We start from the raw sequence: 11,204 nt of genomic DNA, 5'->3' as shown, positions 1-11,204 counted from the left end.
GAGAACTCCCGGCTCCTCGATCAGCGGAGGCGGACGGGAATCGAACCCGCCGCGCCGAGATACTCAGCGCCACTGGTTTTGAAGACCAGGAGGGCCACCAGACACCTAAACGCCTCCAAGCGTGATCATAGTCTCATGAACAACATCAGACTCACGCAATACGGCAACGGTGGCGGCTGTAGTTGCAAGATCCCGCCAGACGAGCTGGAGTCCCTGGTCGCCGGGCTCGGTTCTGCCGGGCCCGGCGAGTTACTGGTGGGGATCGACCACGGTGACGACGCCGCGGTGATCCGGATGGGAACCGACAGCCACGCCACGGTGGCCACGACCGACTTCTTCACCCCCGTCGTGGACGACGCCTACGACTTCGGCAGGATCGCCGCCACCAACGCGCTCTCCGACGTGTACGCCGTCGGCGGCGAGCCCGACATCGCGCTGAACCTGCTCGGCTGGCCCCGCGGCGTGCTGCCCCTCGAACTGGCCCGGGAGGTGCTGCGCGGCGGCTTCGCGGCCACGCAGGCGGCCGGCTGCCATCTCGCGGGCGGCCACAGCATCGACGACCCCCACCCCAAGTACGGGCTCGCCGTGACCGGCCGGGCCGACCCCCGCCGCCTGCTGCGCGTCGACGCGGGCGCACCCGGCATCCCGCTCACCCTGACCAAGCCCCTCGGCATCGGCGTGCTGAACACCCGGCACAAGGCGACCGGCGAGGTGTTCCCCGAGGCGGTCGCGGTGATGACGACGCTCAACCGGGACGCCTCCCGCGCGGCCCTCGCCGCCGGCGCGGTGTGCGCCACCGACGTCACCGGCTTCGGCCTGCTCGGCCACCTCTACAAGCTGGCCCGCGCGAGCGGGGTCACGGCCGTGATCGACAGCGCCGCCGTCCCGTACGTGGCGGGCGCCCGGGAGGCCGTCAGGGACGGGTTCGTCAGCGGCGGATCCCGCAGGAACCTCGACTGGGTGGCGCCCCGATGCGACTTCGGCGACCTCCCGGAGACCGAGCGCCTGCTGCTCGCCGACGCGCAGACCTCGGGCGGACTGCTCGTCGCCGGCGAGGTCCCCGGGTTCCCGGTCATCGGCGAACTCGTCGTACGTCGCGAAGCCACCCTGATCGTGAAATAACCCGCAGAGGCGCTGATCTTGGCAACGGTACCGAAACGGCTCACAGTGACTCCATAACCCGAACGAGATTCAGGGAGTGCCATGGCCGTCATCGTGACCGGAGCCGGATCGGGAATCGGGCGGGCCACCGCCCTGGCGTTCGCCGCCCAGGGCGCTCCCGTGCTCATCGCCGACCTCAACGCCGAAGGCGCCGCGCAGACGGCGAAGCTGGCAGACGGCCCGACGGTCACGGTCGTGGGCGACCTCAGCGAGCAGGCCGTGGTCGACCGCGTGGTCGCCACGGCCGCCGAGGAGTTCGGCGGCATCACGACGCTCATCAACAACGCCGGGGTGATGGACTCCATGTCGCCGGTCGGCCAGGTCGGCGACGCCGAGTGGGAACGGATCATCCGGATCAACCTGACCGCCCCGTTCATGCTCACCCGGGCCGCCCTCCCGCACCTGCTGGCCGGGGGAGGCGGCACGATCGTGAACGTGGCCTCCGAGGCGGGGCTGCGCGGCAGCGCGGCCGGAGCCGCGTACACGGCCGCCAAGCACGGCGTGATCGGCCTCACCAGATCGCTGGCCGTCACCTACCGCGAGCGCGGCCTCCGCACCAACGCCGTCGCGCCCGGCGGCGTCGTCACCTCGATCATGTCCGGCCTGTCCCTGAACCAGGAGGGGATGGACGTGCTGCTGCCCTTCCACGGCGCCGCGGGCCGGATCGCCGAGCCGGAGCAGATCGCCGCCGCCATCATGTTCCTCGCCTCCGACGCGGCGGCCCACGTCAACGGCGTCATCCTGCCGGTGGACTGGGGCTGGTCGGCGATCTGACGGGGGCCGGCCGTACGGACAGCTCGGTGAGGTGGGCGTCCGGCGGTGCGGTGACGGCCGTCAGGACGAGCGACGCGACCGTCTCCGGACGCAGGCAGCGGGCCGGGTCGTACGGCACGCCCGCGGCGGCACGGACCTTGCGCAGCAGCTCGGTGGCCGTGCCGCCCGGGTGGACGGTGGTGACGCCGATGCCGTGGCACCGCTCCTCCTCCCGTACGGCGTCCGCCAGCTCGCGCAAGGCGGCCTTGCTCGCCGCGTACGCCGGCCAGCCCGCGGCGGCGAGACCGGGGGCGGCGTTGACCAGCACCACCCGGCCGCGGCGGCGCCGCAGCGCGGGCAGGAGCAGGCGGAGCAGCTCGGCGGCCGACACGACGTTGACGTTGAGCGTCTCCTGCCACAACCCGACCGGGCTGTCGGCGGTGGCCGCGACCTCGGCGATCCCGGCACAGTGGACGAACGCGTCCAGCTCGTCGATCGGCGGCAGCGCGGCGGCCAGCTTCTCCGGGCGGGCGAGGTCGGCGCGGATCGCGGTGACATCGCCCAGCTCTTCCAGCCTGGCCCTGCCCAGGGCCAGCACCCGGTAGCCGTCCTGCCGCAGCGCGCCGACGACCGCGGAGCCGATGCCGCCCGCCGCTCCGGTCACGAGGGCCGACTTCCCATCACGCATGGCCGCGATCCTGGCAGAGACCGGGCCCTGTCGTCAGGGGCGCAGCGCGGCGAGTTGCTGTTCGAAGGGGATGACCTCGTCGAACTCCCGCCCCTGGCCGGAGGGCGCGCCGTCGGTCTGACCCGTGGTCACGTCCTGCTGCTCGCCCCCGGCCTGGCCAGGAGCCCGGCGCAGCATGAGGTCCGCCAGTTCGGCGGCCGCGCGGGAGATCCTTTCCGACAGGCCGTCGGTGAAGGCGTCACCGCCTCCGCCCCAGTCCTCCGACGCCGCGTACACGGCCGTCGGCGCGACCACGGCGCGCAGGTAGGCGAAGAGCGGGCGCAGCGCGTGCTCCAGCGCCAGCGAGTGGCGGGGCGTGCCGCCGGTGGCGGCGATCAGCACCGGCTTGCCCGCCAGCGCGGTGTTGTCGACGACGTCGAAGAACGACTTGAACAGCCCGCTGTAGGAAGCGGTGAACACCGGGGTGACCGCGATGAGCCCGTCGGCCTCCTCCACGGCCGCGAGGGCCTCGCGCAGCCGGGCGTTGGCGAACCCGGTGACGAAGTTGTTCGCGATGTCGACGGCGAGCTCGCGCAGCTCGATCACGGTCGTGCCGGCCGCGCCGTGGAGCCGCTGCCCGGCCGCCTCGGCGAGGCGGTCGGCGAGCAGGCGGGTGGAGGAGGGCTGGGTCAGTCCCGCCGTGATGACGACGAGCTTCATGGAAGATCTCCTTTCGGGCCCTGACGGGTCAGGCGCCGGCGGGCTCGGTCGTGCGGGCGGCCAGCAGGGAGGCGTGGCTCGGGGCGTCCGGCACGGTGGCGGGGCGGTTCTTGGCGAACTCCTCCCGCAGCACCGGCACGACCTCCTCGCCGAGGATGTCGAGCTGCTCCAGCACCGTCTTGAGCGGCAGCCCGGCGTGGTCCATGAGGAACAGCTGGCGCTGGTAGTCGCCGAAGTGCTCGCGGAAGCGCAGGGTCTTGTCGATGACCTGCTGCGGGCTGCCCACGGTCAGCGGAGTCTCCGCCATGAAGTCCTCCAGCGACGGCCCGTGGCCGTACACGGGGGCGTTGTCGAAGTAGGGGCGGAACTCGCGGACGGCGTCCTGGGAGTTCTTCCGCACGAACACCTGGCCGCCGAGCCCGACGACGGCCTGCTCCGCGGTGCCGTGCCCGTAGTGGGCGTACCTCTGCCGGTAGAGGCTGATCAGCTTGATGAAGTGCTCCTTCGGCCAGAAGATGTTGTTGGCGAAGAAGCCGTCACCGTAGTAGGCGGCCTGCTCGGCGATCTCGGGGCTGCGGATCGAGCCGTGCCACACGAACGGAGGCACGCCGTCGAGCGGGCGCGGGGTGGAGGTGAAGCCCTGCAGCGGGGTGCGGAAGCGGCCCTCCCAGTCGACCACGTCCTCACGCCACAGCTTGTGCAGCAGCGCGTAGTTCTCGATGGCGAGCGGGATGCCCTGCCGGATGTCCTGGCCGAACCAGGGGTAGACCGGCCCGGTGTTGCCACGGCCGAGCATCAGGTCCACCCGGCCGTCCGCCAGGTGCTGCAGCATGGCGAAATCCTCGGCGATCTTGACCGGGTCGTTGGTCGTGATCAAGGTGGTGGCTGTGGAGAGCTGGAGCCGTTCGGTCCTGGCCGCGATGTAGCCGAGCATGGTCGTCGGCGAGGACGGCACGAACGGCGGGTTGTGGTGCTCGCCGGTCGCGAACACGTCGAGCCCGACCTCTTCGGCCTTGAGCGCGATGGCCACGATGGCCTTGATCCGCTCGGCCTCGGTCGGGGTTCTGCCCGTGGTCGGATCAGTGGTCACATCGCCGACACTGAAGATCCCGAACTGCATCTTAGTCACCATCCCATACTGTTGAACTTTCAACAGCCATATAAGCGACAGGGCCTGCCTGGTTATTCCGGATGTCAAAGGGCGTTGATGTCCGCCGCGCCGAGGACGCGCTTCGGCGCCCCGTGGTCGGCAATCGCGATCATAGCCCGCCCGATCTGCTCGGTCGTGGTCACCGCCGACGGCAGCAGCCGCCGCAGCACAGGGTAGAAGGGTCTGGCGACCACGTACGCCAGCCGGTAGAAGGGGGTCCGCGAGGTGGCGCCGTACATGGGCTGGATGTAGCCCGGCCGCAGCATGTACGCCTCGAACGGCAGGGCCAGCAGCGCGTTCTCCGTCATCCCCTTCACTCTGGCCCACATGCGGCGGCCCTGCGCGTCGGTGCCGGCCCCGGACACGTACACGAACGTCGAGCCGGGGTTGAGCCGCGCCAGCGTGGTCCCGGCGGACAGGGTGAAGTCGTAGGTGATCCGCCGGTAGGACTCCTCCTCCATGCCCGCGGAGGAGACGCCCAGGCAGAAGAAGCACGCGTCGAAGCCCGCCAGCTCGGCCTCGACGGGGGCCAGGTCGAGCAGGTCGGCGTGGACGATCTCGCGCAGCTTGCCGTGCGCCCGGCCGGTGGGGGAGCGGCCCACCGTCAGCACGGCCCGCACCCGGTCGTCGGCCAGGCACTCGCGCAGCACACCCTGCCCGAGCATGCCGGTGGCGCCGAATATGATCACCTTCATGCTGGCTCCGTTCTCCTGGCGGGGATCCTAACTCCCGGCCAGGTCCCGGGCCGCTTCGCGCAGCACCGACGGCGCCCACGGCGGGACCTCCAGCCCGAGGGCGGAGATGCCGACCGCCCACCGGCCGCCCGGGGCGTCGCCGGGGACCACGATCCCGGCGCACGACACCTCCTCCCTGAACTGGCCGTGCTCCTCCACCACCTGGCCTGGGCGCAGCCCCCACAGCTCCGCCTCGACGTCGTCGGCCGTGGCGGGCGTCGCGGAGGTGAACCGGGGCAGGCGCGACTCCCCGAGCACGGAGCGCCGCCCCCGCGGAGGGAGCGTCAGCAGCAGCGCCTTGCCGAGCGCGGTCGCGTGCGGCGCCGCCTCCAGCCCCGCCTGCAGGTCCTCCAGCCAGGGCGAGTACGGCCCCTCGGCCACCTCGGCGACCACCAGCCGCTCGTCGGCCAGCCGCGCCAGGTAGGCGGTGTGGCCCGTGGTGGCGGCCAGGTGGTTGAGCACCGCCCCGGCGCGGGGCGGGCGCTGGAAGGCGCCGAGCATCTCGTGGAAGCGCTCGGCCACCTGCGAGCCGAGCAGATAGTCGCCGCTGGGCAGCCGGTGCAGGTAGCCCTCGTAACACAGCGTGCGGACCAGGTGGTAGGACGTCGACAGCTTCAGCCCGCAGCGGCGCGCGATCACCTTGACCGTCATCGGCCGATCGGACTGGGCGACCTGTTCCAGCACGCGCAGCGCGCGCGAGACGCTGCGGATCAGGTCGCTGGGTTCTTCGCGGGTCATCCCTCCAGCATCCGCCCGCCCACGCACGTGCGCCATCTGAAAACGGGCGGGCTACCCCGGGCGGCACCCTGGGCCGACGATGAGGCCATGCCGGACATACCGCAGTGGGCCAGGCAGGCGCTGGAGGGGGTCTACGACCCCTGCTGCAGGGAGAAGGGCATCTCGGTGGTGGAGATGGGCCTGGTCAGGTCGGTCGAGCTGGACGGCGGACGGGCGCGGGTCGAGCTGCTCCTCACCTCCGGCCTCCATGCCGCTGCCGCTCACCGACCTCTTCCACGACGGCCTGTCGCCCTGGCAGGAGTGCGCCGAACTCGCGGCCCGCGACCCCGGCCGGACCGTCTTCTGGGGCTCGGTGAACCCACTCGAAGGCCGTAAAGCCCTCGACCTCATGGAACGCCAGGTCGGCGAGCACAACGCGCGGGCCTTCAAGCTCTACAACGTCCGCTACGACTACGGCTCCCCCTACCCGTGGCGGATGGACGACCTCCGCATAGCCTCCCCATCTTCGAGAAGGGCCGCGACCTGGGCGTCAACCTCATCGGCGTGCACAAGGGCGTGCCGCTCGGGCCGCAGCCGATCGAGGCCACGCAGACCTGGGACATGGACGGGGCCGCCGCGAACTTCCCCGACATCAACTTCGTCATCTTCCACGTGGGCCTGCCGTTCCTGGACGAGACCTGCTGGCAGCTCATCCGCTACCCGAACCTGTACGCCTCGCTGGCGGCCACGATCAACTTCGTGGTGCGCGCGCCCCGGATGTTCGCCGAGATCATCGGCAAGCTGCTCTTCTGGTGCGGCGAGGACAAGATCGTGTACGGCTCGGAGGCGCCGATCTTCCATCCGCAGTGGGCGCTGCGCGCGTTCAGGGACTTCTCGATCCCGCAGGACCTGTGCGACGGCTACGGCTACCCGCAGCTCACCGACCAGGCCAAGCGCAAGATCCTCGGCGAGAACCTGCTGCGCCTGCACGGCCTGGCCCCGCACACCGCCTAGCTCACCGGCCCACTCACCGATTCACTCACCGGCTCACTCACCGTGGAACGGGGTGGAACGCGACGGCACGCCTAGAGAGGTGACGCTCGACCATCCCGGAAGGAAGGACCACACGGTGAAATCTCTCCGAGCCGTGCCCGCCTGGCTGCGGCCCCTCGTGGTGACAGCCGTCCTCGGCGCGGCGGTGATCGCCGGCACTCAGCCGGTCGCGGCCGCCACCGCCACCTCCACCGCCGCGGCACCGCTCTGCGCCACCCAGAACGGCGTCAGGTACTGCGAAATGCCCGACGTCCGCGGCCTGCGCGTGCCCGCGGCCCGTGCGACGCTGAGCACGTACGGGTTCACCGTCGGCACGCAGAACTCGGTCGTCGACCACATCTGCAACCACATCGGCGAGATCCAGCGGCAGTCGCCGAAGGGCACCGTGGGCGCGAGTCCGCGCGTCCTCTACCCCCAGGGCACGGCCGTGGCGGTATGGGTCTACGTGCTGCCGTCGCACCCCTGCCCCTGACCGCGAGTGCGCGAACCGGATGGGTGACCCGCCGGCCGGGCTCGAACCGGCGTCCACCCGGTCCCGAGCCGGGAGCTCTACCGCTGAGCTACGGGGGTCACACCATCCGGTCGCGGCCCCGCCGACCGGGCTCGAACCGGCGTCCACCCGGATGAAGAGCCGGGAGCACTACCACTGTGCTACGGCGGGGCCGCGACCAGTCTGCTCGCCCCTGAGGCGATGACGCCACGCATTTACCGCGGCGCCACGCAACCGTCACGGTTCACGGCGTCGCCGGCGGCTTGACGACCGGCAGGTCACTGATCACGACGCCGGACGCGAGCCCGTGCGCGGCGTCCCCGGCCAGCTCCGGATCGACGTGCTTGCCGCTGAACACGCCGGCCCGGCGCAGCAGCGACGCCCACACCGGGTCGGCGATGCTGACCCCGTGCACCAGCTCGGGCGTAGGCCGGAACACCGCCACGCCGCGCTTGGGCGCCGGCGCGGTCCAGCCGGACCGCTCCGGATCCAGGCCCGCGGCCAGGCAGGCGGACTCCACGTCCGCCCGCGTGCAGCTCGCCGAGCCGTCGAGCACCTCCCAGGGCAGCGGCAGCGCCGCCCACACCCTGGTGTTGGGTTCGACGTCGCCACCGGTTTCTCGATGCCAGGCGGCCAGGTCGCCCGCCATCAGCCGCATCACCTTGCCAGGGCAGGCCGCGTCCAGCAGCGCGAGCGCGTTCAGCGACCCCAGGCAGGCGAGCCAGCCGGAGCGGGCGGCGTTGTAGGCGACGGCCAGGTTGTTCCACGTCGTGGAGTCGTCACCGCGCCGCACGATCATCGTCTCGCGGTCGGTGCCGGACTGCCACCGGGCGCGCAGCAGCTCGGCGCTGCGGCGCATCACGGCCGACCACTGCCCGAGCAGCCGCCCGCGATCCGCCTGCGGAAGCCGCTTCAGCACGTCGGGCGTGGCCCGCACCTGGGCGATCATCCACCAGTCCGCGTCAGCGCCGCAGCGCCTGTAGAGCATCTCGGCGATCTCGTCGAACGGGTTCTCGCGCCCCGACAGGCCGAACTCCCGGCGCGTCTTGCGGCGCGCGGTGTAGTAGGCGACGAAGCAGGCCCCGTTCACGTCGGCGGCGAACCGCTCGAACGGGATGCCCGCCGCGAACCCGGCCAGCCCGACCAGCAGCAGGGACCGCTTGTCCTGCTCGGTCCCCAGCGTCCCGGCCTTGGCCGCGACCCTGCGCAGCACCCGGAAACGGCGGTTGTACTGCCGCTTGGACAGCTCCAGCCCGGCGGCCTCGCGAGCCTCCCGGTTCAGCCGGTCGCGCAGGAAGTCGGCCCGCTCGGGCGTCCACCTGATCGCCTCCCCGGTGCCGGCGGCGAACTCCAGCAGCGCGGCGGGATCGTCGGCGTCCACGGGCAGGTCCTGCTCGAACAGCCGGTTGGCCGCCGCCACCTGCCGGGCGCCGCCGACGGGCTGCGCGAAGTCGGCCGGCATGGAGGAGAACGACTCCTGACGGCGGGCCGAGTGCCGGGCGGCGCGCTCCAGCACCACCCGCTCCCGCCGCGTCAGCCGCCCCGCCATTGCCCGCAGCACCAGATCCGCGACGTCCTCGGGCCGGTAGCGCCGGTCCAGAGAGGCGTGCAGCTCGGCCAGGACGGCGTCTCGCGGGAGGTCCTTCTCCTTCCGGAAGATGTTCATGCACCCCATCATCCGCGCCGGGCTCGCCGAATCTCGACCGGATTTCCGAGCGCTGTCTCCGCGTGGTGCGGGGCGGCCCGCGCACGACAGAAGCCCCAGACTCTGTGAGCTGGGGCTCCCCTCGGGGTGAAACCTCTGGAAATGGAAGTGGTGCACGGGAATGACAAGCGCCGCGTCGTCCTCCGCTGTCAGTCCCTCGAATACGTGCACAAGGTGACGCTTGGCCCTGTCAGACATTCCCCTGACCGCCGTCGACCGTCGTGCGGGAGCTGGGCGACCAAGGCTTGATCGACTGGTCGCGAGCGGTGATCGACGCGGCGTCGGTGCGCGAAAAGGGCGACATGACCGGTAGCGCCCCCCACGGCGCACAGGCCCCACAACGCAGCAGCGCCGCATCCGGAACCGGGTGCGGCGCTACAGGCAACCACGCGGCCTCACCGGCAGCCCCAGCCTTCTGCGGCCGAGGCTCTGGTGAGACACCTATGGTGGACGATACTGGGATTGAACCAGTGACCTCTTCCGTGTCAGGGAAGCGCTCTCCCGCTGAGCTAATCGTCCGTGTCGAGCCGGGAGTCAGAGCGGAAGACGGGATTCGAACCCGCGACCCTCACCTTGGCAAGGTGATGCTCTACCACTGAGCCACTTCCGCGCCCGCCCGGCTGTGCGTCGGGCGACGAAGAGAACTCTAGCGAATTCCGGCCGAGTCCCCAAACCGGATCTCGCCCACCTGTTCGGCGTACCAGGTGATCCCGGAGACGTGCTCGGCGATCGCGCGCAGCGTCCAGTTGGGGTCGCGGGGGGTGTCCCAGGCGTCCGGGGCCATGGCGTAGCGGTGCACGTACGACTGGGCGAGGCGGGGCCAGCGGGCGCGGGCCTCGTGGATGTCGAGCTCGGTGAAGCGGGCCCAGTCGGAGTCCAGCGTCACCGTGCGGCCGTGCCACGGGCTCGCGAGCGGCGGCTCGCCCGCCAGCAGGGCCTCCACCTCGGCCAGGTGGTCGATGAGGTGGTCGGAGATGCGGCGGGCGGCCTTGGCGGGGGTCCAGATGTTCGCGCCGTCGGTGACGACCGGCCGGCCGTCCCAGGCGAGCCAGGTCTCGGCGAGGGCCAGGCAGCGGTCGGCGGCGGCGGTGATCGCGTGTGCGGGGTTGGTCATGAGGTGATCGTGGCCGCCCGACGCTCAACCCCCGCTCGAAATATGGCCGTACGCCCAGCTTCGGGAGCACCTGGACGTGGTGAAATGTGGCCGTACGCCGAGCTTCGGGAACGTCTGGGCACGGTGAAATGTGGCCGTACGCCCAGTCCGGAAATATCCGGACACGGTTAGGTGTGGCCGCCGTTGACCGTGATGCGTTCGCCGGTGATGAACGCCGCCTGGTCGGAGGCGAGGTAGGCGACCATGGCCGCCACGTCCTCGGGCGTCCCCATGCGGCGCAGTGGGACCTCGGCCCGGTAGTCGTCGACCTCCAGGCCGGCGTGCCGTTCGACCGGGATCCAGCCGGGGGCGACCAGGTTGACCGTGATGCCGTGCGGGCCGAGCTCGCGGGCCCAGGACCGGGTGATGGACTCCTGGGCCCCCTTTGCCGCGATATATGCGGACATGAGAGGGAGTGCGCGGTCGACGATGTCGGAGCCGATCTGGATGACCCGGCCGCCCCCGCGGGCCTTCCAGGAGGGCAGGCACGCCTGCACCAGCAGCGTCGGGCTCTTGACGAAGAAGGTGAGCTGGTCGAGATGGGCCTGCCAGGTCAGGTCCTCGACCGCCACCTCGGGCTGCGGTCCGGTCGCGTTCAGCACCAGCGCGTCGACCGGGCCGAGCCGCTCGGCGACCTGGCCGACCAGTCCCGCCGTGGCGGCCTCGTCGGTGATGTCGGCCGCGAACGCCTCGGCCCGGCCGCCCGCCGCACGGATGTCCCCGGTCACCTGCGCGGCCCCGCCGGAGTCGGCGTGGTAGTTGACCGCGACGGTCCAGCCGTCGGCCCCCAGCCGTCGCGCGATCGCGGCACCGAGGCCGCGGGACGCGCCGGTGACCAGCGCGACCTTCACCTCAGATGTCACAAGTAACCCCAAAGTCCGTACATGCGCCTCAGCCTAGC

Annotated in this window: 12 protein-coding genes, 5 tRNA genes and 1 pseudogene; 5 read left to right on the top strand and 13 right to left on the bottom strand. The window is 71.5% G+C overall.

The genetic code is table 11. From position 1 onward, the window contains the following. Positions 1-23: 23 nt before the first annotated feature. Positions 24-117, bottom strand: a tRNA-Sec gene (locus tag V5E28_RS37495). Positions 118-135: 18 nt separating this feature from the next. On the opposite strand from V5E28_RS37495, the gene selD reads away from it, so the two are divergent. Both selD and V5E28_RS37485 read left to right on the top strand, forming a co-directional pair. Beyond that, entirely contained in the window at positions 136-1,122 is a 987-nt protein-coding gene (gene selD / locus V5E28_RS37490) for a selenide, water dikinase SelD (RefSeq protein ID WP_336214178.1), read from the top strand. Between the two features lie 81 nt (positions 1,123-1,203). Further along, positions 1,204-1,935, top strand: coding sequence for an SDR family NAD(P)-dependent oxidoreductase (locus tag V5E28_RS37485; protein ID WP_336214177.1), 732 nt, complete (start codon positions 1,204-1,206; stop codon positions 1,933-1,935). Here the strand turns inward: V5E28_RS37485 and V5E28_RS37480 are convergent. The 5 genes from V5E28_RS37480 to V5E28_RS37460 all read right to left on the bottom strand — a co-directional run bounded on the left by V5E28_RS37480 (position 1,898) and on the right by V5E28_RS37460 (position 5,923). Next, positions 1,898-2,602 carry an SDR family oxidoreductase gene (locus tag V5E28_RS37480; RefSeq protein WP_336214175.1) on the bottom strand — a complete coding sequence of 235 codons (705 nt, stop codon included), beginning with the start codon at positions 2,600-2,602 and terminating at the stop codon, positions 1,898-1,900. The two genes, V5E28_RS37485 and V5E28_RS37480, sit on opposite strands and share 38 nt — an antisense overlap. Before the next feature lie 33 nt (positions 2,603-2,635). Then, on the bottom strand, positions 2,636-3,301 hold the full coding sequence (locus V5E28_RS37475) for an FMN reductase (protein WP_336214173.1): 666 nt from the start codon (positions 3,299-3,301) through the stop codon (positions 2,636-2,638). 28 nt (positions 3,302-3,329) lie between these two features. Then, a complete protein-coding gene (locus V5E28_RS37470; RefSeq protein WP_336214170.1) occupies positions 3,330-4,421 on the bottom strand; it encodes an LLM class flavin-dependent oxidoreductase in 1,092 nt (363 codons plus the stop codon). Between the two features lie 74 nt (positions 4,422-4,495). Continuing rightward, positions 4,496-5,146, bottom strand: a complete 651-nt coding sequence (locus V5E28_RS37465; RefSeq protein WP_336214169.1) for an NAD(P)H-binding protein — start codon at positions 5,144-5,146, stop codon at positions 4,496-4,498. A 27-nt stretch (positions 5,147-5,173) separates the two neighbouring features. After that, complete coding sequence (locus tag V5E28_RS37460) at positions 5,174-5,923, bottom strand: IclR family transcriptional regulator (protein WP_336214167.1); 750 nt, start codon at positions 5,921-5,923, stop codon at positions 5,174-5,176. An 87-nt stretch (positions 5,924-6,010) separates the two neighbouring features. Here V5E28_RS37460 and V5E28_RS49760 point away from each other — a divergent pair, with 87 nt between their 5' ends. From V5E28_RS49760 to V5E28_RS37450, 3 genes and pseudogenes are all read left to right on the top strand, one after another. Further along, entirely contained in the window at positions 6,011-6,298 is a 288-nt protein-coding gene (locus V5E28_RS49760) for an iron-sulfur cluster assembly protein (protein ID WP_442945930.1), read from the top strand. A 78-nt stretch (positions 6,299-6,376) separates the two neighbouring features. Next, positions 6,377-6,916 (top strand): annotated as a pseudogene (locus V5E28_RS37455) (amidohydrolase family protein); the annotation flags it as partial. A gap of 115 nt (positions 6,917-7,031) precedes the next feature. Then, a complete protein-coding gene (locus V5E28_RS37450; protein WP_336214165.1) occupies positions 7,032-7,427 on the top strand; it encodes a PASTA domain-containing protein in 396 nt (131 codons plus the stop codon). A gap of 24 nt (positions 7,428-7,451) precedes the next feature. Here V5E28_RS37450 and V5E28_RS37445 read toward each other — a convergent pair. The 7 genes from V5E28_RS37445 to V5E28_RS37415 all read right to left on the bottom strand — a co-directional run bounded on the left by V5E28_RS37445 (position 7,452) and on the right by V5E28_RS37415 (position 11,166). Continuing rightward, positions 7,452-7,526: transfer RNA gene (locus tag V5E28_RS37445), tRNA-Pro, on the bottom strand. A 17-nt stretch (positions 7,527-7,543) separates the two neighbouring features. After that, positions 7,544-7,616: transfer RNA gene (locus V5E28_RS37440), tRNA-Lys, on the bottom strand. Positions 7,617-7,689: 73 nt separating this feature from the next. Further along, on the bottom strand, positions 7,690-9,111 hold the full coding sequence (locus V5E28_RS37435) for a hypothetical protein (protein WP_336214163.1): 1,422 nt from the start codon (positions 9,109-9,111) through the stop codon (positions 7,690-7,692). 483 nt (positions 9,112-9,594) lie between these two features. Next, positions 9,595-9,669, bottom strand: a tRNA-Val gene (locus V5E28_RS37430). A gap of 19 nt (positions 9,670-9,688) precedes the next feature. Continuing rightward, positions 9,689-9,760: transfer RNA gene (locus V5E28_RS37425), tRNA-Gly, on the bottom strand. Between the two features lie 36 nt (positions 9,761-9,796). Continuing rightward, positions 9,797-10,264 (bottom strand): hypothetical protein, encoded by a 468-nt coding sequence (locus tag V5E28_RS37420; RefSeq protein WP_336214161.1) that lies wholly within the window; start codon positions 10,262-10,264, stop codon positions 9,797-9,799. Between the two features lie 167 nt (positions 10,265-10,431). Next, on the bottom strand, positions 10,432-11,166 hold the full coding sequence (locus V5E28_RS37415) for an SDR family oxidoreductase (RefSeq protein ID WP_336214159.1): 735 nt from the start codon (positions 11,164-11,166) through the stop codon (positions 10,432-10,434). Between the last annotated feature and the right edge of the window lie 38 nt (positions 11,167-11,204).

The sequence above is a fragment of the Nonomuraea sp. LPB2021202275-12-8 genome (assembly GCF_037044575.1).
In the GTDB taxonomy this organism is placed as follows: domain Bacteria; phylum Actinomycetota; class Actinomycetes; order Streptosporangiales; family Streptosporangiaceae; genus Nonomuraea.
Note: the sequence above shows the minus strand (reverse complement) of the source record. Positions and strands in the feature narration are given on the sequence as shown.